Annotated in this window: 21 protein-coding genes and 2 pseudogenes; 6 read left to right on the forward strand and 17 right to left on the reverse strand. The window is 60.7% G+C overall.

Annotated elements, in window-relative coordinates:
- Window positions 1-684: 684 nt before the first annotated feature.
- The gene (locus ACFSQT_RS08460; protein ID WP_379018023.1) at window positions 685-1,872 is read left to right on the forward strand and encodes a Fic family protein; all 1,188 of its coding nucleotides are present in this window, start codon (window positions 685-687) and stop codon (window positions 1,870-1,872) included.
- 234 nt (window positions 1,873-2,106) lie between these two features.
- Here the strand turns inward: ACFSQT_RS08460 and ACFSQT_RS08465 are convergent.
- The 13 genes and pseudogenes from ACFSQT_RS08465 to ACFSQT_RS08525 all read right to left on the reverse strand — a co-directional run.
- A pseudogene (locus ACFSQT_RS08465) lies at window positions 2,107-2,367 on the reverse strand (transposase); the annotation flags it as partial.
- A 374-nt stretch (window positions 2,368-2,741) separates the two neighbouring features.
- Window positions 2,742-3,911 (reverse strand): IS110 family RNA-guided transposase, encoded by a 1,170-nt coding sequence (locus ACFSQT_RS08470; protein ID WP_095081722.1) that lies wholly within the window; start codon window positions 3,909-3,911, stop codon window positions 2,742-2,744.
- Window positions 3,912-4,090: 179 nt separating this feature from the next.
- Window positions 4,091-5,450: pseudogene (locus ACFSQT_RS08475) on the reverse strand (ISKra4 family transposase); the annotation flags it as partial.
- Window positions 5,451-5,856: 406 nt separating this feature from the next.
- Window positions 5,857-6,894 carry a maleylacetate reductase gene (locus ACFSQT_RS08480; RefSeq protein WP_095090219.1) on the reverse strand — a complete coding sequence of 346 codons (1,038 nt, stop codon included), beginning with the start codon at window positions 6,892-6,894 and terminating at the stop codon, window positions 5,857-5,859.
- Window positions 6,891-7,907, reverse strand: coding sequence for a branched-chain amino acid ABC transporter permease (locus ACFSQT_RS08485; RefSeq protein ID WP_095090220.1), 1,017 nt, complete (start codon window positions 7,905-7,907; stop codon window positions 6,891-6,893). Before ACFSQT_RS08485 ends, ACFSQT_RS08480 begins: the two co-directional genes overlap by 4 nt.
- Window positions 7,904-8,770, reverse strand: coding sequence for a branched-chain amino acid ABC transporter permease (locus ACFSQT_RS08490; RefSeq protein ID WP_095090221.1), 867 nt, complete (start codon window positions 8,768-8,770; stop codon window positions 7,904-7,906). The genes ACFSQT_RS08485 and ACFSQT_RS08490 overlap by 4 nt, the downstream gene beginning before the upstream one ends.
- A gap of 4 nt (window positions 8,771-8,774) precedes the next feature.
- The gene (locus ACFSQT_RS08495) at window positions 8,775-9,479 is read right to left on the reverse strand and encodes an ABC transporter ATP-binding protein (RefSeq protein ID WP_206073793.1); all 705 of its coding nucleotides are present in this window, start codon (window positions 9,477-9,479) and stop codon (window positions 8,775-8,777) included.
- Window positions 9,472-10,191, reverse strand: coding sequence for an ABC transporter ATP-binding protein (locus ACFSQT_RS08500; RefSeq protein ID WP_206073819.1), 720 nt, complete (start codon window positions 10,189-10,191; stop codon window positions 9,472-9,474). Before ACFSQT_RS08500 ends, ACFSQT_RS08495 begins: the two co-directional genes overlap by 8 nt.
- 36 nt (window positions 10,192-10,227) lie before the next feature.
- A complete protein-coding gene (locus tag ACFSQT_RS08505) occupies window positions 10,228-11,496 on the reverse strand; it encodes an ABC transporter substrate-binding protein (RefSeq protein ID WP_379018107.1) in 1,269 nt (422 codons plus the stop codon).
- A gap of 215 nt (window positions 11,497-11,711) precedes the next feature.
- The gene (locus ACFSQT_RS08510) at window positions 11,712-12,044 is read right to left on the reverse strand and encodes a hypothetical protein (RefSeq protein WP_095090223.1); all 333 of its coding nucleotides are present in this window, start codon (window positions 12,042-12,044) and stop codon (window positions 11,712-11,714) included.
- A 20-nt stretch (window positions 12,045-12,064) separates the two neighbouring features.
- Window positions 12,065-12,910, reverse strand: coding sequence for an intradiol ring-cleavage dioxygenase (locus ACFSQT_RS08515; protein ID WP_095090224.1), 846 nt, complete (start codon window positions 12,908-12,910; stop codon window positions 12,065-12,067).
- Between the two features lie 43 nt (window positions 12,911-12,953).
- Complete coding sequence (locus ACFSQT_RS08520) at window positions 12,954-13,502, reverse strand: flavin reductase family protein (protein WP_095090225.1); 549 nt, start codon at window positions 13,500-13,502, stop codon at window positions 12,954-12,956.
- A 10-nt stretch (window positions 13,503-13,512) separates the two neighbouring features.
- Complete coding sequence (locus ACFSQT_RS08525) at window positions 13,513-14,709, reverse strand: acyl-CoA dehydrogenase family protein (protein WP_095090226.1); 1,197 nt, start codon at window positions 14,707-14,709, stop codon at window positions 13,513-13,515.
- Window positions 14,710-14,884: 175 nt separating this feature from the next.
- Here ACFSQT_RS08525 and ACFSQT_RS08530 point away from each other — a divergent pair, with 175 nt between their 5' ends.
- A complete protein-coding gene (locus tag ACFSQT_RS08530) occupies window positions 14,885-15,535 on the forward strand; it encodes a TetR/AcrR family transcriptional regulator (protein WP_379018024.1) in 651 nt (216 codons plus the stop codon).
- Window positions 15,536-15,870: 335 nt separating this feature from the next.
- On the opposite strand, the gene ACFSQT_RS08535 is transcribed toward ACFSQT_RS08530, so the two are convergent.
- Window positions 15,871-16,305 (reverse strand): DoxX family protein, encoded by a 435-nt coding sequence (locus tag ACFSQT_RS08535; protein ID WP_095090228.1) that lies wholly within the window; start codon window positions 16,303-16,305, stop codon window positions 15,871-15,873.
- Window positions 16,306-16,377: 72 nt separating this feature from the next.
- Entirely contained in the window at window positions 16,378-17,280 is a 903-nt protein-coding gene (locus ACFSQT_RS08540) for an NADP-dependent oxidoreductase (RefSeq protein WP_095090229.1), read from the reverse strand.
- A gap of 94 nt (window positions 17,281-17,374) precedes the next feature.
- On the opposite strand from ACFSQT_RS08540, the gene ACFSQT_RS08545 reads away from it, so the two are divergent.
- The 3 genes from ACFSQT_RS08545 (at window position 17,375) to ACFSQT_RS08555 (ending at window position 19,778) form a co-directional block, all read left to right on the forward strand.
- Window positions 17,375-18,004 carry a TetR/AcrR family transcriptional regulator gene (locus tag ACFSQT_RS08545; RefSeq protein WP_095090230.1) on the forward strand — a complete coding sequence of 210 codons (630 nt, stop codon included), beginning with the start codon at window positions 17,375-17,377 and terminating at the stop codon, window positions 18,002-18,004.
- Between the two features lie 90 nt (window positions 18,005-18,094).
- A protein-coding gene (locus ACFSQT_RS08550; RefSeq protein ID WP_417568608.1) for an IS630 family transposase occupies window positions 18,095-19,041 on the forward strand; the annotation gives its coding sequence in 2 pieces (ribosomal slippage) (window positions 18,095-18,436 and window positions 18,439-19,041; 945 coding nt in all).
- Window positions 19,042-19,580: 539 nt separating this feature from the next.
- Entirely contained in the window at window positions 19,581-19,778 is a 198-nt protein-coding gene (locus tag ACFSQT_RS08555) for a GntR family transcriptional regulator (RefSeq protein WP_095090231.1), read from the forward strand.
- Window positions 19,779-20,171: 393 nt separating this feature from the next.
- On the opposite strand, the gene ACFSQT_RS08560 is transcribed toward ACFSQT_RS08555, so the two are convergent.
- Entirely contained in the window at window positions 20,172-20,750 is a 579-nt protein-coding gene (locus tag ACFSQT_RS08560; RefSeq protein ID WP_167392290.1) for a helix-turn-helix domain-containing protein, read from the reverse strand.
- Between the two features lie 243 nt (window positions 20,751-20,993).
- Here ACFSQT_RS08560 and ACFSQT_RS08565 point away from each other — a divergent pair, with 243 nt between their 5' ends.
- On the forward strand, window positions 20,994-22,685 hold the full coding sequence (locus ACFSQT_RS08565) for an SDR family oxidoreductase (RefSeq protein WP_379018025.1): 1,692 nt from the start codon (window positions 20,994-20,996) through the stop codon (window positions 22,683-22,685).
- Window positions 22,686-22,934: 249 nt separating this feature from the next.
- Here ACFSQT_RS08565 and ACFSQT_RS08570 read toward each other — a convergent pair whose 3' ends face one another.
- A complete protein-coding gene (locus ACFSQT_RS08570; protein WP_206073795.1) occupies window positions 22,935-23,363 on the reverse strand; it encodes a transketolase C-terminal domain-containing protein in 429 nt (142 codons plus the stop codon).
- Window positions 23,364-23,381 lie beyond the last annotated feature (18 nt).

Consider the following 23,381-nt stretch of genomic DNA (forward strand, 5'->3'; position numbering starts at 1 on the left):
CATTTCCTCGAGCCAACGAGAAGCCCGTATCAGCAGATCGTTTAGCTGCTGTGGTGAATGGGTATGCCGCGCATCAAGAATCTCCCAGAGTTTCCATACAAGGGCAGCATTTTCAGTAAGGGAACGCGTCAATAGGGCCGCAACGCTCAGATCCTCACGCTCAAGCGCATTGCATGCGTTGCGCGCAAGTTCTTCGCTTCGCCAGATCAGCGCCTCACGTGCACAAAGCAATTGGAACGGCGCCTTTGAGCGCACGCCCAAGGCCGCGGCCTCGATACGACGCGGCAGATTATCGCCCAGCCTGGTCGCGAACTCGCGCGCTTCGACAATTTCAGCAGAAACCATGTTTGAGGCTGCCTCTATTTTCCTGCCTCTATTTTCCTGCCTCTATTCTATCTGAGTCCCGCCAATCGGCGAAGATCGGCCAAAACATCGGCCACATGGTCCTCCCGATTGCAGTTTTGTGCATGGTTATCAGTGAAATAGGCGCCCCGAACATCGGCCATCATGATCATCATCGTCGGGCGGCATCAATGGTGTCCAAGTTGGCGGCGGTGATGGTGCCGAGGCCCGCGCAAGTCGGCAGGATGCCGATGATCGGCCAGAAGATCGGCCAAATGTTCTGGAATATTAGAAATATATATTTATAATTAGGCATTTAGCGGAAACCAAGATCGGCCAATTATGGAAGAGAGCGTACAGCGCATCGAACCGGCACGCCTGACGGATGTATCCGAATCAATGTCGGATGCGCTGGCGGAGCTATCGGCTACATCGGCTATTTTGGGCCAAAGCTTGCACCCGCGTACCGCTGCCAATCTCGCCGATCTCGTGCGCATCATGAACACCTACTACAGCAACCTGATCGAGGGCCATGATACGCGCCCGCGCGACATCGAACGGGCGTTGGCCGGAAACTTCGATCGAGACGAGAATCGTCGCAACCTGCAGCTCGAGGCGGCCGCCCATGTTCGCCTGCAAGCGGAGATCGACCGTATGGCCGCCGAGGGGCGGTTGCGGGAGCCGGCATCGGTAGATTTTCTGCGATGGCTGCATGCGGAATTTTATCGCGATGCGGAAGCGCCCATGCTGAGCATCAAGGGCGCCGGCCGTGAATTTGTCATGGCGCCAGGCGAATGGCGATCGAAGCCAGAGCATGACGTCGCTGTCGGCCGGCATGAGCCGCCTTCGAGCGAGCGTGTCGACGATTTCATGCAGTACTTTGCCATGCGCTATCGCTTCGACAAGCTGGGCAAGGCCGGGCGCATCCTGGCCATTCCTGCTGCGCATCACCGTTTCAACTACATTCACCCCTTCCCCGACGGCAACGGTCGCGTCAGCCGATTGATGAGCCACGCCATGGCCCATGAGGCCGGGATTGCTGCGCATGGACTGTGGTCGATCTCGCGCGGTCTGGCACGCGGCGCGAAAAGCCGCACGGACTACAAGCGCATGATGGATCATGCCGATATGCCCCGCCAAGGGGATCTCGTCGGACGCGGCAACCTCTCCGAACGCGTGCTCGGTGATTTTACCTTATGGTTCCTGCAGGTGTGCATCGATCAGGTGAGCTTCATGACAGGTCTGTTCGATCTCGATACGCTTGCCAAGCGGCTGCATAGCTATGTGGAGCGCAGCGGCGTGAAGCCCGAAGCATCTCGTTTCCTGCAAGAAGCGCTTATGCGCGGCGAATTTGACCGCGGCGAAGCATCCCGCATAAGCGGACTGCCCGAGCGCACGGCGCGAAGGGTGTTTAATGAGGTGATCGGGCTTGGTCTGCTAGCGTCTGACACGCCCAAAGGTCCGGTTTCGCTGCGCTTCCCTGCGGACGCTCTGGACGCGCTGTTTCCGAAGCTGTTTCCGGAAACCTAGCCAACTTGCAACCAGAGGGATCAAATCGGACGCTTCTTGGTCATCCCACAATCCGGTGTGAACCGGTCGAAAGGCGAGCCGTCGCTGAAAGTCCATCTCTGCGACACCCACAACATGGCTCAGTGGGGTCAGAATATCGATGAATCCCTAGTATCCAAGCCTATGGGCTAAGTCCTGGGGAGACCTCAATATGGGCAATCCACCTAGTCTTAGTCTAGTACCTGTGCACAGAGATTATGACTCTTTGGCTGTTGGTTTTGGATAGGCCCGGGCCATTTTGGTTCGGGCCTGCTCGGTTGAGAACATCCAGTTGATGCGAGCGGCACTTGCGTTGCGCTGGTGTTCCCAAGCCGCGACCTCGGCGACGAGGCGGGAGCGGCTTTCGATGCGGCGGTCGAGGCACTGGTTGCGCAGAACGCCGATTTCGATCTCGACCATGTTGAGCCAGCTTGCATGTTTGGGCGTGTAGTGGAACTCCAGCCGTCTGAGGACGCGTTGTCGTACTGCACTTGTATGGGGATGTTTTTGTCAACGGTCTTTTTTGCGTCCATTCATTGGGCCTCGTTTGCGTTTAGGGCAGCTGCTCCATCCGCGACAGAAGCAGCCGCCGCTGGCTTATCGATCGCGGACGTCGATACCGAGGGAGCCTGCGCGTGGCGAGACAATGCTCTCGCGTACTTGTATGCGGCGGGTGCTTTGACCCAGCCATGATGCAGTAATGCGCATCGCGAGCAAGGCTCCGGGGCGGCGGGACCATTCTTAATTACGGTGCAAAGCCCATGTGCAGTGCCGGTTCGCCACCGCCTCGGATCGTTGGGAGTCTGGCGCTGTTGGCGCGTCAGGCCCCGATAGCTTGATCCTCTTCTTCGTTATCCAGCGGACCGCACTGCGACGCCCTGCGGGATCTCGCCCATGGTGGCCATGCGCCAGAGCGCGATGAGCAGGCGCCGCGCGACGGCCACGATCATGGTCTTGCGCGTGCCGCCCCGACCATCCTCGGTGCGCTTCCGAAACCACTGCGCCAAAGCGCTATCCTTCTGGAACCGGAGAAAGCGCCAGGCCAGTTGGATCATCCCGCGCCGTACCCGGGCATTGCCGGCTCTTGCGAGGCCTCTCTCGCGCCGTCGCGCGCCGCTCTCATCCGGAGAGCCGGTGAGGCCGGCATAGCGGGCGACCGCCTTTCGATCCCGGAGACGGCGTGACAGAATCTCGTTGACGAGCATATCCGCGGTTTCGACGCCGACGCCGATGACGCTCGAGATCAGGCGAACCATCGCGTGAGGTCCCTTCTCGACGGCCGAGGCCGTCTCCAGCTTGCGCAGGCGTTCCTGCTCGATGGCCTTGATCTGTTCGCGCACCAGACGCAGCCGGGCCATGTCGCGGCGAAACTCAGCCTGGGTATTTTCAGGGAGAGGGGAGCCTTCCGCCGTGCGCAACGCAGCAAGCTTCTCCTCCGCCTTGCGCAACGTCGGATTGAACCCACGAATTCCCAGGCGCGCGAGCGCCGCCTTCATGCGGTTGACGATGCGCGTGCGATCGCAGACCAGCTTTTCCCGCTCGCGGTTCGGCCGCTTGGCGTCTTCCTCTTCGATGGTCGGAATAGCCGCCATGCTGCAGTGGCGCTTTTCTCCGCGCAGCCAGCCGAGGAAGGCGCGCATCAGCAACTCCGTGTCGAGGCGATCAGTCTTCGCACGCCGGTGCTCACGTGACACGGCGACGCTCGATGGATGCATGACATAGGCTTCGATGCCGCGCGACCTGAGCCAGCGCGCCAGCCAAAAACCGTCACGCCCCGCCTCGAAGGCGACAACGATGCGTTCGATCTCGCGCTCCGCCTGGGCCGCTTCCTCGCGCCAGCGATGCAGGAGCCGCAGCAACCCATCCTCATCGGGCGCCAGCTTCTTCAGGTGGTGTCGTTCGACGCCCGGCAGCATTCCCGCGACAAGCCAACTCGATTGACTCATCTCGATGACGACAACGAGTGTGCTATCCTGATTCAGGGTGGCGACGGACCGGCTCAGATCGTTTGATTGCGGCATGGGGCTCTCCATCGGGTTGGTTGGAAGCGCCGAAAGTGCCACCTTCGCCGCCAGCCCCATAGCATCTTAAATGTGAGATTGAGGCGACTTCTCCAGAAAATGAGACCGGTAATTTCTCTGGGGATACTGCGGGCACCCTTCCGACAGCCAGAGCCAAACGTGCGCCCATTATTCAAGCCCAGCCGATCGCGAAGTTCGCAATTGATCTCCGCCGTCCGGACTTGCATGAGCATGTGGGCCCCGTAGGAGGACCTGCGCATCTGCTGCTTTTTGACCATCCGCTTGCCGACGAGTGAATTCACCGCCGACTCGGCCAGAGCGGAGGCAACGCGAAGCCCAGCCCGATAGCGCTTTCCATAGTTGACGATCGCGCCGCGATCAGGAGCTGCGAGGCGAGGCTATAAGGCCGTGCGATCGAGAACTCGCCGTCCCTTTGCGAGTCTTTCAGTCTCGCCAGGAGTTGCTCCAGGTCGCGGATCGCGCCATCGACCCGCCCGTGCCAGAGACGCCACTTCACGGCTTTGATGTCCCTGTCGATGGTTGGAAGCACTTCAAAAGGGTCGGACTGGGAACGATGTGATCGGCGATCTGCTGCATGGGCTGGATCTTCATGGCAATGTGGAACCAGTCGATGATGTGGGCTGTCGGCTTCGGCATGGCGCGGGGCAGCCGCTTCAGGATTTCGGCGCCGTCCGAGATCACGGTGACGTTGCCAAAGCCGCAATAGCCTTCTTGCTGAAGTGCGTGGAGGGCTCGATCCCGGATTGCAGCCTGGTCGGTGTTGCTGGTCACGAGGTAGCGGCCACCGACATCACCCCGACCGCCGCGGCCGCATCGAGCTACAACGAGCTCGAAGTTTCGCGCGGAATTGGGATCGGCGCTGCGAACATGTGCCGTATCGATGCTGATGACGAACTCTTTGCGTCGGTCGCCGGGAAGCTGCATTTCAAGCTGGCTTCGATCGTGCCTTTGAGCTCGCGCGCGCCTTTCTTCCTTCGCGATCTGTTCATCGAGCCGTTCACCGATCCTGATGGTCCGCTTGCGCACGGTCACGTACGTCTCGGTGGGTTCAATGGGCAGAAATTCGCCAAGCACCTTCGCTGCCTGCCGATACGGCATCATGCTTCCCAATCGCGCCGTCAGTTCAATCAGTTCAGGCGTGGCTCGATCAGGGCAGATCTCGTTGAGTGGTGCGAAGGCAGCGACCATGCCAGGATGGCACTTCCGGCAGAGCATCCAACGGGGATTGCGAACCTCCACCGTGCCGAAGACAGTCCGGATTTTGCGCGTCGTATAGCCCTTGACCGGCCGGAACGTGTGGCAATCCGGGCAGACGCGGCGAAAGAGCGAGTAGGTCTCCGCCTCGTGGCTGACGACCGCGCTCTGCAGGGCCGCCATGATTTTCTTTCCATCGTCGATCGAGAAGCCGATATCGCCGTCGAACAAGCCCTTCCAGCTCTTGTCGATGCGGACCTCCTTCCGGCAGGTGTCGCCAAATTCGTTCCTGCCCTCGATCGTGATCGTCCATTCCACTGCCATCGCTGCCTCCTTGAAGAAGCGACGGTGATGGACTGCTTGGGCCAAACAACCCGTATTCGACCCCAGAGAAATTACCGGTCTCGCGGCAATCGAGGCTGGCGATCCGGCCTTGGCCGCAGAAGGATGGCTGCCCATTTACAGGCCGGGATCGAGCGCATCTTCGGTAAGCGCAGCTGGTGATTCCAAGTCAAGGGCACCCGGAAGCATTCAAATGCCAACTTGCACTCGCATGGGATGGGACCGCTAATCGGAAGCCGGCCGCCTGCTACAGCAGGCAATCTCACGCCGGCATGCCATCGCATTTTCGATGAGGGGCCTGCCGGGATCACGTCATTTTACCATAAGGTTGAGGACGATCGGCGTATCTTCCTTGGTCGAGACCGCGAAGCCCGTCCCACGTTGACAATCAGCCGCGATCGGCCGGCAGGCCATGATAGGCGTTGTGGAGCAGAGTGCGGATTGCCGCGCGCTCGAGAGGGCGAGGGTTCGGATAGGGGCTCGAAACGGCGATATCTGCGGCCTTGTCCAGCCCGTCCTCCGGCATGCCAATATTTTTAAGGGCGACTGGCGCACCGATCGCTTTGGACAGACTATGAAGCCCATCAACGGCGTCTTTCACCCCGAGAGCGCGCGCGATCCGCCCCATGGCCTCGGGTGCTGACGTGGCGTTGTAGGCGGTCGCATGCGGTAGCACGATCGCATGGGTTTCGGCGTGCGGCAGATTGAATGAGCCTGCGAGCACGTGGCAGAGCTTGTGGTGGAGCGCCATCGCGGCACTGCCGAGCACTGATCCGCACAGCCATGCGCCATAGAGCGCATCGTCATGGCCGGCGTGGCCCTTCGGCAAGGCCGCAGCCAGCGCGCGAATGCCTTCCTCCGCCATCAGCGAGACGATCGGATTTCCGTCTGTAGCGAAGAGTCCCTCGACCGCATGGGCGATGGCATTCAGTCCGCTCGTCATTGCAAAGGCATCGGGCAGCGTCGTCAGCAGATCGGGGTCGTAGATGACGGCCTCTGGCTGGATGCGTGCGTCGCGTCTGGTGGTTTTCAGGCCACCTTCAGTCTCGCCGAGAATGTCGGTCATTTCCGATCCGGCGTAGCTGGTCGGAATAACGAGTTGATTGAAATCGGTCCTGAGCGCTATGGCTTTGCCGAGCCCGGTGGACGACCCGCCGCCCAAAGAGACTATGCCGTCGATACCATTTTCCAAGACAAAGGCGACGGCCTTCTCTGTGACATCAACGGGCGTGTGCATCACGGCATAGGGATACGCTGTGCCGCCGACGGCTCGCGCCAGCTCCTCGCACGAGGCCGCCTGATGTGGTGTGGCGACAACCATCGGCCGCGCCATGCCGAGGCGCCTGGCCTCCGTTGCCGCTTCAGCAATTCGCCCACGTCCGAAGATCACTCGTGTGGGCAGCGGCACATGAACGAACGGCTTCATCGCAAGTCCTCTCTGGTTTCAACGCGATAGCCGACAGGAAGCAGCGATATGCCGAGACGATCGGATACCAGGCCCCAGATTCCCTTCGGAGAGATGACCATAATGACGATGGCGAGCACGCCGAGGATCATAAGATAAATGGAGCCGAGGTCGGCAAGGAACTCGCGCAGGATAAAAAAGAGGATGGTGCCGATAATCGGCCCCTCGATCGTGCCGATACCGCCGATTACCACCATGAAGATCACAAGCACCGTCCAGTCGTTAACGCTGAAGGCGGCATCGGGCGCGATGCGGAGCTTCTGCAAGAAGATCAGCGATCCGACCATGGCGGTCGCGGCGGAAACGCAGACATAGACGGCAAGCTTGATCCGAGGAATGGCGATGCCCAGGCTCAAGGACGCCGTCTCGCTGTCACGGATGGCTGTCAGCGCCAGGCCGATCCGCGAGCGTAGGAGCATATAGACGAATGCCACCGAACCGACGCCGAGCATCAATGCGGCCCAGTAGATAAGTGACTCTCTCATCGCTTTCGAACCGGCCATCTCCTTCATGATAGTGATCGGCAGGCTCGACCCTGACCCTCCCCCGAGGGAGGACATCTGGGCGAAGACGAGGCGGAAAACCTCCGCCACCACCCATGTTCCGATCGCGAAATAGGCGCCGTTGAGCCGGAACACGAGCTTGGCGACCGGAATGGAGACGAGTGCCGCGGCGATGCCCGCCGCCGGGATCGCGGCGAGCGGATGCATCCCGGCATGGATGGCAAGCGTGAACAGCATGTAGCCGCCGAAGCCGACATAAGCCTGCTGGCCCACCGAGACGAGACCCGTATAACCGGCGAGCAGATTCCAAAGGCTGGCGAGCGCCAGATAGATCATGACCTCGCCAATGAGGCGCAGCGTGGCCGTCGATGCCCATGCGGGTGCAGCCGCGAGCAAGACGACAAGAGCAATGGCAGTGACGAGCGCAAAACGGCTGAGCATCGTGGAGCGGGTGACATGGTGCGTGCTCATGTAACCCCTCTGGGGAAAAGGCCTTGCGGCCTGACGGCTAGGATGACGAGGAAGACGAGATGACCAGCCAGTACCTGCCAGCCGGGGTCGATCTGCGCCCCGACTGCCTGGGCGACGCCAAGGATGATCCCGCCGGCGAGCGTGCCCCAGAGATTGCCGAGGCCGCCGATGATGACCGCTTCGAACCCGAAGATCAGTCGGCTAGGCCCCATGAAAGGGTCGAAATTGGCGCGGACCGCGAGAAACACGCCCGCCATGGCGACCACGGCCATAGAGAGTGCCATCGCCCAGGCATAGACGCGCCGGTTGTCGCAGCCCATGAGCTGGGAGACCTCCGGATCATCTGACACGGCGCGAAAAGCCCGCCCCGCCGGGCTGTGGAACAAGAGGACTTGCAGTGCCCAGACCACGGCAATGGCGCTGAGGAAGGTGAGCAGCGGAAAATAGCCGATGTCTATCCCTGGAACGAGGCTAAAGCTCCCGATCTCGAGAGAGCCCGCATTCAGTTTTCGGCTGTCAGCGCTATAGATTTCCAAGAGAGCGTTTTGAATGATGACGGACAGGCCGAAGGTGACCAGCAGCGGCGGAAGAATATCCTTGTCGAGGGTCCTGTTCAGTATGCCGAGTTGCAGGCCGTAGCCGAAGGCCGCAGCCGCCGGTACCACGACGACAAGGCTCGCCAGCGGATGCAGTCCAGTCAACTGAATGACCGTGTAGGCAAGATAGGCGGCGCCGATGATCAGATCGCCATGGGCGATGTTGACCAGGCGCATGACGCCAAAAATCAGCGACAGGCCCGTGGCAAAGAGCGCATAGAGCCCGCCCACCAACATGCCCTGAATGACGATGTTGATCCATCCCATGGGGTCAGGTTCCGAAATAGGCGCTGGTGATTTGTTCGCCGGTGAAGGCGTCCGGCTTGCCCTCCAGCGAAACCTTGCCTTCCAGCATGCACATGAAGCGGTCGGCGACGCTAAGCGCCCGCTTCACGTCTTGCTCGACGAGGATCACGGAAAGACCATTGCCCACGACTTTTGGCAGCAATTCGTAGATCTGCTTGATGACCACTGGCGCCAGCCCGAGGCTAAGTTCATCGAGAAGCAGAATATCGGGATTCGACATCAGCCCGCGGCCGATCGCCAGCATCTGCTGCTGGCCCCCTGACAGTGAGGTCGAGGGTGCATGGCGCTTGTCCCGGAGAACCGGGAAGAGTTCGTACACAGCGGCGGTCGTCCAAAGACCTGGCCGTCCAACCTTGCCGCCTATAAGGAGGTTTTCTTCAACGCTGAGCGAAGGAAACAGGCGGCGGCCTTCCGGCACCAATGCAATTCCTTTCGCCACGATCTCGAATGCCGGGATGCGCAGCAGATCTTCGCCCTTGAAGCGAATGGCCCCTCGCCGGTTCTTCACCAAACCGGCGACGCATTTGAGAAGAGTGCTCTTTCCCGCTCCGTTCGCACCGATGAGGGCGAGCAGCTCCCCCCTGGCCAAAGTGAGGTCGAGGCTGGTCAGAGCCTGCGCATCGCCATGGAAGGCATCGAGCCCTTCGACGGAAAGCAGCGGTTCAGACAAGCGCGTCCTCTCCAAGGTAGACGGACTTCACTTCGCTACTGTCCATCACTTTATCCGGAGCGCCGTCGGCGATCTTCTTGCCAAAATTCACGACAACCAGTCGCTGGGCGACTGACAGCAGCGCGCGCACCACATGTTCGATCCACACGATCGTGACACCCGAGGCATGGACTTGGCGCAGCACGTCAAGCAATTCGTGGCACTCACTCTCTGTCAGGCCTCCGGCGATTTCGTCGAGCAGCAGCAGCCGCGGTTCGGTCGCAAGTGCTCGCGCAAGCTCGAGCCGCTTGCGGCCGAGCAGCGGCAAGGAACCCGCGAGTTGGTTTGCCTTCTTCGACAGCCCCGACAGCTCCAAAGCCTGCATGGCGTAGTCCACAGAGCCCTCCGCCTTTCGCCCGAAGGTCGCGCCGACAAGCACATTCTCGAACACGGTCATGCCGACAAAGGGATGTGGAATTTGGAATGAACGGGAAATACCCGAGCGACAACGTGCGGCCGCCCCTTCGCGGGTGATATCGCGACTTTGGAAAGTGATCGTGCCGGTATCTGGCTTCACGGTACCTGCGATCAGATTGAACAGGGTCGTCTTCCCCGCCCCATTGGGGCCGAGGATTCCGACGAACTCACCTTGTGCGACCTCGAACGAGAAGCTGTCCGTTACAACGAGCGCACCGTAACGTTTGCTTAGAGAGTCAAGGAGCAGCATGGTTATGATGCCGTGGGCGGCGTATCCCACCTTCCTCTTTCTTCATGACAGGAGCTTCAGCTTACCGCCGACGGGAATCGACGGATATTGGCTGTTGTTGGTTATGACGAGCTCGAAGTGGTCGCCATTCTTCTGCCATTGGCCGCCGACGAGAGGCGTGCGCACGACGTTCTTGACCGGGTTGAGCGGCCCGCCCTTCCACGAAATCGGGCCCACTAAGCTCTGCATATCGGTGGCCGCAACCGCATCGACCACCGATTGCGGGTCGCTGAGGTCGGCAGTGCGCTTAATGACATCCGCTGCGACTTCGAACAAGGCATGATTGAAGCCGATCGGCTGTGTCCATTGTTTGCCCGTTACAGCGGTATAGTCGTCGGCGATCGCCTTCGAGCTATCGCCTGTGAGGCTCGACGTGAAAGGATGGCTCGGCGACCACCAGATTTCCGATGTCAGCCCGTCACCGCGAGCACCGAGCGATTCGATGACCGATGGGAAGAGCAGCGCTTTGCCGATCGTCACGACCTTGGGCTTGAAACCCTGCTGACCGGCCTGCGACCAGAAAGTCGCAAAGTCCGGCGGGATCATGTTGCCGGTCACGATTTCGCAGCCGGCTTCCTTGAAGGCGGCGATCTGCGAGGAGAAATCATTGTTCATGACCTGGTAGCGGCCCAGATCGATGAGCGAATATCCGGCCTTGGCGAGCGGCGTCGGCAGGCCGAGCTTGGGATCCCCCCAGGCATTGCCGTCGGCGTCGTTGGGGAACAGGCCACCGATTTTCTTGGTGGCGCCCGACTGATCCCACAAGGCCAGGAAATTGGCGATCACGTCCTCGAGGCCCCAGAAAAAGTGATAGGTCCATTTGAAGCCGGTCGCAGGGTCACCGTTGCGACCGAAGAAGTAGGGTTGCCAGGGCGAAATCGAGGTGATGCAAGGAATTTCGTTGAGTTCCGCCTGATCGGCGACGGGATTGGCGGTGTCCGGCGCCGCCGAGGCCAGCAGCATGTTGACGCCATCCCGTTCGATCAGCTCGGTGGCGACTTCCGCGGCACGGTTCGAGCTCGATTGCGAGTCCTTGGCGATGATCTCGACCGCTACGGGTTTGCCATTGTTGGTCAACCCAGCGAAGGCCTTCCTCACGCCGCCCAGAATGAACGCGTCCGCCTCGCCGAAACCGGCAATCGGGCCGGTGTTGGGCGACACGTAGCCGATCTTGAACACGGCGTCCTGCGCGGAAGCGCGGGTCACGCGTAGAATGGCTGGCGCGGCAAGTAGGGTCCCTGCACCCTTGAGCAACTCTCTGCGATTCATGATGTTGAGCTTGGACATGAAGACCCTCCCGGTTGCCTTGTTTCCGACGAACCCGCGCCCACTTCTCCTGCGCGGTCTATGCATTTCGCAATTGTCACGACGGCGTCCCGTCGGTTAGAAATCTGCTGTCTTGCCTATGCTCAAAGGGGCGCATCCCTGAGCAAGGGTATGTCTTGAATCCACTGCTATCCTCGCGTTCCTGGTTACCTATCCCGGCGCTACTTCAGTGCCAGATAGGTTTCCGGATTGAGTTGGGTCGAACGAATGACCGCGCGCGCGCCTGCCGCTTGCGAAAGCGCCTCGCGTAACCGTTCGCAAGCGCCAAGTATGACCTCGCGCGTCCTGTCAGGTTTCGGAAGTATCTGGATCTCCGCTGCAACGGGTGCTTGATCGTCGACGCCCCAGGTGGGGATGATGGCCAATTGACAGAGCGACGTGTCGACCTTGAAGGTCTTGCAGAGCATCGACCGTATCGGCTCGAGCACTGCGACCAATTCATCCTTCCTATCTTGCCAGAGGTCGTTCTCGACATGAATCTTTACCAACGGCATGAATTAACCCTCCAATCCGATCAGGCTGAGATTGGCGTGAGCACGAAATCGAAGGGCGAATGCCATTGCGTCTCGCCGTCCTTGACAAGCTCGAACGACGCAATCAGCGATTTCCTGACCCCGAATACGGCATCGGATTCGAGATAGGGATCGTCTCTAACGAAGATGTGGGTCACAAGTTTTTGGTATCCGGGCGCCGTCACCACGTAGTGCATGTGGGCAGGGCGGTAGGGATGGCGATGAAGTTTCCCGAGCATCTTGCCGACAGGACCATCGTCCGGAATCGGATAGGAAACGGGCTTGATACCGACAAAGGCATATCTGCCATCCTCGCCGGTGACGAACAGGCCGCGATTGTTCCACTTCGGCTGAATGCCTAGTTGCTGCACATCGTAGAAGCCGTCGGCATTGTCCGACCACACGTCCACGCGGGCGTCATTGACTGGGTTGCCGCTGAGGTCCAGCACCCTGCCCTCGAACAGGCAACTATCGCCCTTGCCGTCCAGACAGATATTCTCGCCCATCTTCCGGACTGGCGGATTGTCGACGTGGAATGGCCCCAACACAGTGTTTTCGGTGGCACCAGTCGGCCGCCGGTTGTTGATCGCGTCCACCAGCATGGAGAAGCCAAGTACGTCGGAGAGCAGGATGAACTCCTGCCGCTCGGCGCTGCAGATCTGGCCGGTCCGGGTGAGAAAGTCGATGCCGAAGTCCCACTCTTCCTGGGTCAGATGGATTTCCTTGGCGAAGGCGTGCAGGTGCTTGACCAGGCACGTCATCACTTCTACCAGCCGCGGATCGGCGCTCTCGCCCATGCGCGCATTGACGGCTTCGGTCGAATTTTCCTCCGTAAAGTATCGCGTCATCAGATCCTCTCCCGCGGAGCCTTTCGACCGCCGCCGACAGCATTCAGAGAAATTCGTTTTCACCAACATCTACGCCGGCAAAGACCTTGCGCAATTGCCTGAAACGGCGCCCGCCGTAGAGCAGGGTATCTGCGCCCCTGCGATCAGCCGTTGCGACCACATCCCCGAAAAACACGGTATGCGTGGACTGGTCGGACGTCCCCCCGACGAGGCAGTCGAACACAGCGGCCGCCCCGATCAGAGCGGGAGCGCCGGTCTTGAGCGTTATCCATTCGCCCACCGAGAAGCGATCCTGCCGGTTGCCGCCGACCCCCGCGAATACCAGGGCCAGCTTGTCCTGCTCCTCGGCCAATACGTTGACGCAGAAGCTGCCGGCCTCCAGGATCTTCTCATGTGTGATGCCGCTCTTGTTCACGCAGACCAGTAGCCGAGGCGGCTCTGCCGAGACCGAGGACACGGCTGTAGCCGTCATGCCAAACCGTTCGCCGTCAAGACCCGTGGTGATCACGCATACCGAGGAGACGTGTTGCGCCACCGACGTGACATATTCAGCCGCCGGAACCGATGGGAAGGTCGAGGTCCTCGCAACCATGACTAATACCTCAAATCACACCAGTGCCGGGATCCACGCCAAGGAGCACTCGGCCATAGATTTCCGCGCCGGCGTTGTGCAGCAGAAAGCCGTGCATCGATGTGGCCTGCAAATTGCGGAAATTGAGCTGGATCGGGCTCTTCAGCGACAGGCCGGCAGCGCCACCGATTGTAAGAAGTTTCTGCACCGCATCGCGGCAGAGGCGCGGAACAACAGTGATATCCATGCGGATGCGGCCGCGCATTTCCATCGGCATCTTTTCACCGCGACGAGCATACTCGTCCACGTCGTCGGCACATCGGTAGAAGACTAACTCCGCCTGATGGATCATCGCCGCGGCCTCGCCCAATTCAATCTGCAAGGCCGTCCATTCATGCGAAATGTGAGAGGTATACATTACCTTCTTGCCTGGCACGAGCTTGCGGAACTCTTCGAGCGCGCGCCGCGCACCGCCAAGCGCCGAAGTGGCAATGAACATGCCGAGGGCCGGACCGCCCTGACATCTGTAAATCGCAGGCGCGTCGTGGCTTGCGAAGACAGGCGTTTGATTTTCCAGGATCGCGGGCAGCGACACGAAACGATGGGCAGGAACCGCGACATTCGTGCATTTCACCGAGTTGGAGCCAGTGCCCTGGAGCCCGGCCACATGCCAGTCGTCGATTTGCTCAGCGTCGCCTGTCGGCACCGCGAGATCGCCCTCGTCCAGCTTGTTGCCGGCCTCGTCGAACACTTCTGCGCCGAGCAGCAGCCAACGCGCCGCAGCATTGCCGGAGGCGAACGGCCAGAATCCATTCAACACATAGGAGCCATCGGCTTGTCGGACCGCCTTGCCTCGTGGCCCAATGACGGCGGCCACGGCGTTGATATCGCTGGTCGAGTAGATTTCCTCCTGTACCCTCTCGTTCATATGCCCGATGATGTAGTCGTGGGCATGATAGACGCCGAGTACCCAGGCCGTAGCGCCACATCCCCTGGCAATTGTAGACACCGCATCGACATGGGCGCGCATGGACAACTCGGACCCGCCCCATTTCTTGGCACGGAACACGCCAAGCAGCCCGCTCTCATGCAACAGCTTGATGTTCTCCGCCGGTACTTTGCGGTCTTTCTCGGTCTCGAAGGCTCGTGACGAGAGCAACGGGATCAAGCTCTCGGCAATGGCCTTGACGTTCGATTCCTCGACGCGTGCGAGCGCATGAGCGTTCATGGCTACCCTCCCGGAGTTTCTATCCACCCAACGAAAATGAATGGTATTCGAGTTTGAATGATTGTCAATATCGATCTGTAGCCGTAAATGACTTATCTTCGCGTTCTCCGAGTCCGAACTTGACTTTTGTCGGCATCGTACGGCATGCACACCCGCAGGAATGGGAGCAAATCCATTGCAGGTTTCGAAAGCGTCGACCAAGAGCAGAGTCGCTCTCAGGCAGGAACGAAACCGGGAAGCCTTGGTGCAGGCCGGCTATACGGTAATTTCCCAGAAGGGCATTGATTCCGCCACGATGCAGGAGATCGCCGACCTCGCGGACGTAGGCGCGGGAACGGTCTACAGCTATTTCAAATCCAAGGATGATCTCGCCGTTTCAGTAATGGAGCGCGTGATGCATAATCTGGCACTGCGAATTGAGGAGGTCACCAACACCTTCGCCGATCCCGCGCAGGTCTACGCATTTGGCATCCGGACCGTGATTGACCACGCGACGGGCGACATGCGCTGGAAGCAGCTCCTCAACCGCCCTGAAGTGATTGCCGACGCCATGTTCCGTTGCATGGGTCCCTTCGCGATCCGGGATCTGGAAAATGCCACGCAGGCGGGTCGCTTCAAGGTGGTCGATGCCAGACTCACTTGGCAAATGGCGTCCTACGCTATCGTCGGCGTCAGCCTCGCCATCACGAAAGAGCACCTGCCACCGTCGCTCATAGACGAGACGGTCGTCCGGCTCCTCTGCATGACCGGTATCGGCGAGGCCGAGGCCAAGGATCTCGCTTCACGACCCCGCCCTGCCCTTCCGCCGGAGAAATCAAGGCTCTGAAATCTCCAGGTAGCCCGCATAGGTGAGCCTATCCCGGTCGCGAGTCATTTCTCGTGAATCTGCCAAGCCATTCGCACTAAAGATTCATCTCCTATGGGACATCAGGGTAACGGGGAAGCCGGCTGCAGCATGAGCGCGCGTGCCAGGCCGAACGCTGCCGCTGGACACCCGAGAACGCGTGTGGAAAGCGCTCGGCGCGCCGGCGACCGGTCCGGGCGGTGACTAGCCCTTTTCGACGCTAGCTTGAGAGCGGCCTTGAAGGGGTGTGCTGTCTGTTCACTCAGGCAGGCGCATGCTGAAGTGTGCATGCGCCGGAAGATGTGGGAACCGCTGCATCAGCGGCTGGCAATCGGTGCCTTGCGCGTGCGGCCCCAAAGGACGAACAGCGATAGCGCCAGGAAGATGATGTTCATCGGCAGGGTGTGAGCGGTTTCGCCTCGAAATGCATGGAAGCCTACGGCCAGCACTTGAATGGTGACAAATCCGAGCGCGGCCAGGGGCGTCAGGAACGGCAGGATGCGCGTCGCCGCCGGAAGAATCATGCCGAGTGCGCCGGCCAGCTCGCATAGTCCGATGAAGCGCAGCAACCAGATTGGGACGTCGGTTGCCCAGGCAATACCCATCGGCGCAAGAGCCGACGGATCCATGAATGTCTTCATGATGCCCGGCATGCCGAACAGGATGAAGAGTGCGATCTGGGCGACCCACAGCCCGATGTGCCACGGACGAGAGGACGAGCGAGAGGCAGTGTGAGCTTGAGAAACAGACATGGCGGCTATGACCTGATTTGGAGGTTCAGCAGAAACATCGCTCTGTGTGGCTGGACACCACGCTATGGACGTTCAATGGTTCAGCACGACTTTGCCCCCGGCGCCAGCGGCGACGGCGTTCTGTGCGGCGCCGATTTGATCCAGGGGGAAGGTCTTTGCGACCGGGATGGTCAATAGACCGCGGGACGCGGCGTCAGCCACTGCGGCCAGCGTAGCCGCGTCCGCGCGATGGTAGAGTTCATAGATTGTCACGCGATCGCGAACGTTGCCGTCTTCCGGCACCGGAACGATGCTGGCAACCTGACCACCGTTTCGCACATGCTTGATGAGATTGCTCGCGGCGGGTGCTGTGGTGCTGATCGCATAGTCGAATGTCGCGGCAGTCGGCGGCTGGGTGATATCGAGCGCCTCGCCAGCCAGTTGGCGCGCCTCTTCGAGCTGATCGGGACGGACACCGGCCACCGGCTTTGCCCCAATCTCCTGGAGATATTGGATTGCGGCGCGCCCGACCGCGCCGATGCCTCCCGAAATCAGGACGCGGTCGCCCGCCGTGACGCCAAGAGCATCCACGGATTGTCGTCCAGTGAGACCGGCTTTCGGTAGAGCAGCACCTTGTTCGAATGTGAGATTGGCAGGAAGTTTGGCGGCAGCCGTAACAGGAACAACTCCGTATTCGGCATGGGCACCCCTGCCGTTCGCCGCGAAGTCGGCAATCACCCGATCGCCGATCACGATTCCGGTCACGCCCGCGCCGACCTCGACAACGGTACCGGCAGCATCACCGCCCAACACCGCGGGAAGTTCCAAAGGGATGTATTGGGCCATGTAGCCTTGGCGGATAATCAGGTCGAAATGATTGACCGCGGAGGCTTCGATCTTGATCAGCACCTCGCCGGCTTCCGGTTTGGGCATAGGAACGTCATCGATGACGAACTGATCAATGTCCCCATACGCTTTGAGACGGGCAGCTTTCATATGTCGGCACCTTCGTGTATTTTGACGCAGAGATACGATAAGGTTCAGTATCGTTCAAATGATATGATTGACTATCGTATCGGAGTCAAGCCGCATGAAATCCTGGGCTCCCGACCATCCCAAAGCGAAGTTGATGGCGAGCAAGCGTGCCGACATCCTCGCGGCCGCAAAGGCATCATTCCTCGACACTGGCTACGAGGGGACGAGCATGGAAAGCATCGCCAAGACGGCGAACGTCTCGATCATGACTCTCTACCGGCATGCAGAGAGCAAGGACGAGCTGTTCTCGGCCGTCATCTCCAATGCCTGCGATCCCGACGACGAAGCCGAGCAGGCAGAGTGGGCGGCCCTTCTGGAGAAGCCGCTAAGAGACGTCTTGATCTGGGCGGGGATGACAGCGCAGACCCGTTTGACGGACCCAGACACCATAGCCCTCATGCGCACTGTTATCGCCGAGGCCACACGCTTTCCCGGTTTGGCAGGGATGGCGCATACCAGCCTCGTGGGCAATCTCGAAGGCATGCTTGCGTTCACGCTCGGACTTAAGCAGGAAACCAGCGCGCTCAGTGCGGAGCGCCGACGCGAACTCGCCGTCCAATTCATCGATCGGCTGCTCGGCAGCCATATGCTCGGCCTGCTAATGGGGCTTGCCGGCCCCTCCAGACGGGAGCAGCAGGAAAGAAGCGAGACCGCTGCCGACGGGTTGATCAGTTCGCTTGGCTAGAGCGGTTTTCCCTTAATCGGAGTCGTTTGTTTGCAGTGAACGGCTTGTTCTGATTCCCTGATCGAAGTGATTTGCGGAAGGAGCAGCGGCATGGCACGAGCTTACAGCCTGGATTTGCGGACGCGTGTTATCGAGGCGATAGAGGCAGGCCTGTCGACCCGAGAAGCGGCACGGCGGTTTGCCATCGGGATATCGACGTCTGGTGCATGGTATCGGGCCTGGCGTTCGAGCGGCAATCTGGAACCTGGGCGGCAGGGCAAGCCGAAGGTATCGAAGCTGGACGCGCACGAGACTTTCATTCTCGCCTTGGTCGAGACCGATGAGCGGGACATCACGCTTGCCGAGATCGTCGATCGCCTTGCGGCAGAGCGCGGGGTCAAAGCCAGCCTGACGACGGTCCATGCGTTCTTCGCAAAGCGTGGCATCACGTACAAAAAAAGACAGCGCACGCGGCCGAACAGCAGCGACCGGATGTTTTGGCAGCGCGGGAAGAGTGGTTCGAAGGCCAACTCGATCTCGATCCGAGCCGCCTGATCTTCATCGACGAAAGTGGCCTCAATACCAAGATGGCCCGGCTACGAGGCCGCTCTGCGCGTGGACAGCGTTGCCGGGCGGCTGTTCCTCATGGGCACTGGAAATCCACGACCTTCACGGCCGGCCTGCGCCTCGACGGGATCGTCGCGCCCTGGCTCCTGGACGGCGCCATGGATGGCGAAGCATTCCTGGTCTACTTGCGCCGCGTCCTCGTGCCGACGCTTCAACCCGACGATGTCGTCGTGATGGACAACCTGCCTGCTCATAAAGTGGTCGGTGTCCGCGAAATCATCGAGGCTGCGGGGGCTTCCCTTCGCTATCTTCCGCCCTACTCCCCGGACTTTAACCCCATTGAGATGGCCTTCGCCAAGCTGAAGGCTTTACTGCGAAAGGCAGCAGCCCGGTCCATCCCGGAATTATGGGACGCCGTGGCCGTCGCCATCGATCGTTTCCACCCCAAAGAATGCGAAAACCTGTTCGCCCACGCCGGCTACGATGCCTAACCGTGATTATCCAGAAACTGCTCTAGCGGTGTCTGTAGCCAAAAGCCATAAGAACAAGATCATTCGCCGGCTAGTAGTGCCGCCGTACCGCATGTCACCGGAGATGGCGACCAATTGATAGAAACGTAGGGCGAGGCCCGCGCCATCACCACGCTGGTGATGCTGCCATCCGAAGCCTTGAGCGAACAGGACCTTGCCCAGCAACTCAGCGTCAGCCGCACGCCGTGCGTGAAGCGCTCATTCGGCTTGCCTATGAAGGCCTGATTGACATCCTGCCGCAGCGCGGCAGCTTCGTCGCGCCGATCCGGCTGAGCGACGTGGAGGAAGCCCAGTTCATTAGTGAGTGCTCAGTGTCACTGTCGTGCAGAGGCTGGCCGGCCACGACTCGAGTGATTTCATCGCCGACGGCAAAGCGAACCTCGCCAGGCAGGCAAAGGCGGTTGCCGAGGGCGCCCGCGAGCTTTTCCTCGATATCGAGAACGCTGTGAGGAGGCCGGCCTGCCCCGGAGCTGGCGGGTCATCCAGGTGGTCAAGCTGCGATGGATCGTGTGCGCTACCTTAGCTTGCCCGAGCGTCGCCACCTCGAAACGCAGCTTGCTCAGCATGTGGCGATCTTCGAGGCCGTTGAAACCGGCGAGGCAAAACAGCCCGGTGCCCGGATGGCTGCGCATCTGCGCGAAGTGCTGTGGACGGTGCAGCGGCTCAACGTGGCGTGTCCCGACCTGTTCGGCGACTAGCGTCGCTTCCATGCGGCTTGTAAGAGCGCGGCCCTCATCGTTTGGCCGTCATGCGACTTGGTGGCCTTTCGATCCGCATCGTTCAAATCCCAGACTGCTTTGTACGCGACCGGATCGGAACGTGATAGAATTCAACCAATTACTCGACATATAATAGAGTGCCCCGACCCGGCCACCTGCAGACGAGCCAGTTTTCTCCATCAAATGGGACAGACCGGTCGTTGCTCGCTTATCTCGAGGCGCCGGCGTGATGATGCATATGACGCGCGGGCAAAGTGGCGGACCTGATGGGTAGCGCCCATTGCTGGGATTTGTCCGAAGGAGTCTCCGCAGCGAGTTGACCCATTCAAAATGGGCCGCTCGTTGATCAAAACAGCAATATGATCGACCCTGTTACGTTGACCGTTCAGGCGTAATCACCACGAAGGCCTTGGCTTCCTTGCCGTCGATAGCGACGCCATTGTGCTCGAAAGAGGATTCGAACTGGATGCAGTCTCCCGGTCCGAGGATCATCTCGGTTCCGGCAAAGTCGAAACGGATGCGCCCCTCCAGCATCAGCAGGATCTCCTCGCCCGCATGCCGGAAACGCGGCAGCTGGACGTCTTCGATGCAGGGCAAGGTCAGGAAGAATATCTCGGATCGCGGATTGGCCTTGTTGAAGGAGGCCACCTCATAGACATAGCCAAGCTCGCTGCCGTTGCGGTTGATCGGCCTTCGTTCGTCGGCACGGACGATGGAGATCGGCCCCTTCTCGCCGGGCGAGATGAAGACATCGGACAACGGCACGCCATAGACGTCGGCCAGCCGGCTGACCACCGCGATCGAGGGCTGCGAAACGCCTGATTCGACCTTGGAGAGATAGCCCTTGGTCACCTCTGCCTGGCGCGCGGCCGCCTCCATCGTCAGGTTGGCGGTCTTGCGAAGCCGGCGCAGGGACGCGCCGATTTCTCCCATCTTTGCGCTGACGTCCATTTTCCTCCCCCGATCGATCGGAGCACACGAAAACCGCTGGCGCGTCGCACGCTGCGTGTCGGCATAGTCGACGGGATATCGCATAAATCGTGTTGACATGAAAGTTTTCTTGTAGGAAACATCTAGGAAACATCAGTCGTTGTCCGGGAGGAGATGGATGCGACAGCCCATGTCGCGCCGCGTTTTGGCGCGTGCCGAAAATCTGCGCCATCTGTCCGCCGGCAGCCTCTTCGGAGCAGTGGCGTGAGCGATCCGCGCCCCATGGGTCTTCACGGATCCAGCGCGGTTCGTGCCGCGGCGGCGGGACCAACGGTGGCATCGCTGTTTCGCGACAGTGCCCGCGCCAATGCTGCCTCGCCCGCCATCGTCGGGGCTGGCAACACAATCAGCTACGGGATGCTCAACGAGCGTGTGAACCGGCTGGCATCGGCGCTGCGGCATGATGGCGTGATGGCTGGTGATCGTGTCGCAATCGTCTCGGAGAATCGGTCGGAATACATCGAGATCGTGCTTGCTTGCGCCAAGATCGGAGCTATCGCCGCTTGCCAGAACTGGCGGCAGGCGGCACCGGAACTCGCCCATTGCCTCAGGCTTGTCGAACCGCGCTTCATCTTCGCCTCGCCGCGCTTTGCCGAAGCGGCGGCAAGCCTCGGGCTGGCCTACCCGCTGGCCCTGTTCGGCGACGGCTATGAACATATGCTGGACACAGGCTCGCCGCAGGAGCCGGATATTTCGGCAAGCGCCGAGGATGGGCTGCTGATCCTCTACACCAGCGGCACCACCGGCCTGCCCAAGGGCGCCGTCATCAGCCACCGCGCCATCATCGCCCGGGCGCTGGTGATGATGGCCGACTGGGCTATCCGCCCAAGCGACGGCTCGATCGCCTGGTCGCCGCTGTTCCACATGGCGGCAGCCGATCCGGCCCTTGCCGCACTCTGCCACGGCGCGCCGGTCTACATCGTCGACGGCTTCGATGCTGATGCTATCGCCCAGGCGCTCGCCGAGATCGATGTTGGCTGGTTCGTGCTGATGCCGGGCATGATCGAACGCATGATCGAGGCGCAGCGCCGCGCGCCCAATCCGCCGCGGCGGGTCGCCGCCGCCGGCTGCATGGCCAATCTCGTACCGCCAGCGCAGATCGCGGAAATCTCGCGGCTGGTCGCGGCACCTTTCCTGAACAGCTTCGGCTCCACCGAAACCGGCATTGCACCGGTCGCCGTCATCACGGGTGGCGCCAGGGGCATTGGCGGCACCGCCGCCGGAATCCTCAGAGATCGCGGCTGGAACGTGCATTCGCTCGACCGCCAGCCCAATCCGGACCCGGCGATCACCAGCCATATCTGCGACGTCACCTCGGACCACGAGCTGAGCGCCTGCGCTAGCGAGATCGGCGGGATGGATGCGCTGATCGCGTGTGCCGGGATCAATCTGCGGCCGGACGACAACCGCGCCGAACAGCTGACGCTCGACGCATGGAACAAAACCCTTGCCGTCAACCTGACAGGGGTGATGCTCAGCGTCCGTGCGTTCCGCCCGGCGATGCACAACGACGGCGCCATCGTGCTGCTGTCGAGCATCGCGGCGCTCAGGGCAATGCCGCTCGCCGATGCCTACACGGCCTCGAAGGGCGCCCTGGTGGCACTGACCCGCTCCTGGTCGGTCGACTATGGGCGTTTTGGCATCCGCGTGAACTGCATCTGCCCTGGCCCGACCGCAACGGAGATGATGTCCGGCGTCATGGAAGGCTTCTCGTCCAGCCAGCAATTGCAATTGCCGCAGCAACGGATGGCCCGGCCGGAAGAGGTGGCAAACCTCATCGCCTTCCTGGTCTCGCCGGAGGCATCCTATATTTCCGGTGCCATCATTCCTGTCGATGGCGGAGCCGCCGCCCACAGCGCCGGCATGCCGTTTCCCAAGCGCCGAGTCAAAAAGTAAATGCCACTATCCAGAGGCGGCCTTCACGAATGCAAGACGTTCCGAGTTTCATGGTTTCAGTCTGCTTCTGCGAGGTGGTTATGGCTCCGGCGATGACCCCCTTGCTTGAGGCCGCGCAGAGGGCCGGCGCGCATGTCCACCGGGAGACAGGATGCTGATCGGCCAGATCGAGGCAATGTCCGCCTTTTTTACCGATGGCACTGGCTAAAATGGAGCCGGTGATTCCAAAACCACACCGGAGGCTGGCGGTCAGCCCCCTATTGCTCTCACGGCCTCCGCAATTGTCTGGGCATTCGGGAGAAGCGCCTTCTGCAGTACGGGGCTCGATGGCATTCTGACGTCGGGGGTCGTCAATCGTGAAATCCTGACATCCATTTCCGGAACGAGTTCGCGAATACGCATGGCGATTTCGGCAGCGAATCCCCCCGTCCTCACCGCCTCGTGGACAATGAGCACCTTGCCTTTCGCCGCTGTCACGGCGTCGACGATAGCCTTCTCGGCAAGTGGGTTCAGCCAACGAAGATCCAGCACGCCCACATCGAGCTGTTCCGCTGAAAGAGCCTCGGCTGCCGCGAGAGATGGCCCAACCATGGTTCCCCAAGTGATGATCACAGCGTCGTTCCCGTCGCGGCGCGTTCTTGCCATGCCGACAGCTTCAGCGCCATCGGTCAGCTCCACGGCCGATTTCGTTTGGTA

This window comes from Mesorhizobium calcicola, assembly GCF_042682105.1.
Classification (GTDB): Bacteria; Pseudomonadota; Alphaproteobacteria; order Rhizobiales; family Rhizobiaceae; genus Mesorhizobium; species Mesorhizobium calcicola.

Bases quoted from the DNA above. Each gene is read 5' to 3' on its own strand.
- ACFSQT_RS08460 (WP_379018023.1), top strand. From the start codon at position 685: ATGGAAGAGAGCGTACAGCGCATCGAACCGGCACGCCTGACGGATGTA.
- ACFSQT_RS08470 (WP_095081722.1), bottom strand. From the start codon at position 3,911: ATGCCGCAATCAAACGATCTGAGCCGGTCCGTCGCCACCCTGAATCAG.
- ACFSQT_RS08480 (WP_095090219.1), bottom strand. From the start codon at position 6,894: ATGAAGCCGTTCGTTCATGTGCCGCTGCCCACACGAGTGATCTTCGGA.
- ACFSQT_RS08485 (WP_095090220.1), bottom strand. From the start codon at position 7,907: ATGAGCACGCACCATGTCACCCGCTCCACGATGCTCAGCCGTTTTGCG.
- ACFSQT_RS08490 (WP_095090221.1), bottom strand. From the start codon at position 8,770: ATGGGATGGATCAACATCGTCATTCAGGGCATGTTGGTGGGCGGGCTC.
- ACFSQT_RS08510 (WP_095090223.1), bottom strand. From the start codon at position 12,044: ATGCCGTTGGTAAAGATTCATGTCGAGAACGACCTCTGGCAAGATAGG.
- ACFSQT_RS08515 (WP_095090224.1), bottom strand. From the start codon at position 12,910: ATGACGCGATACTTTACGGAGGAAAATTCGACCGAAGCCGTCAATGCG.
- ACFSQT_RS08520 (WP_095090225.1), bottom strand. From the start codon at position 13,502: ATGGTTGCGAGGACCTCGACCTTCCCATCGGTTCCGGCGGCTGAATAT.
- ACFSQT_RS08525 (WP_095090226.1), bottom strand. From the start codon at position 14,709: ATGAACGCTCATGCGCTCGCACGCGTCGAGGAATCGAACGTCAAGGCC.
- ACFSQT_RS08535 (WP_095090228.1), bottom strand. From the start codon at position 16,305: ATGTCTGTTTCTCAAGCTCACACTGCCTCTCGCTCGTCCTCTCGTCCG.
- ACFSQT_RS08540 (WP_095090229.1), bottom strand. From the start codon at position 17,280: ATGAAAGCTGCCCGTCTCAAAGCGTATGGGGACATTGATCAGTTCGTC.
- ACFSQT_RS08545 (WP_095090230.1), top strand. From the start codon at position 17,375: ATGAAATCCTGGGCTCCCGACCATCCCAAAGCGAAGTTGATGGCGAGC.
- ACFSQT_RS08555 (WP_095090231.1), top strand. From the start codon at position 19,581: ATGGATCGTGTGCGCTACCTTAGCTTGCCCGAGCGTCGCCACCTCGAA.
- ACFSQT_RS08560 (WP_167392290.1), bottom strand. From the start codon at position 20,750: ATGGACGTCAGCGCAAAGATGGGAGAAATCGGCGCGTCCCTGCGCCGG.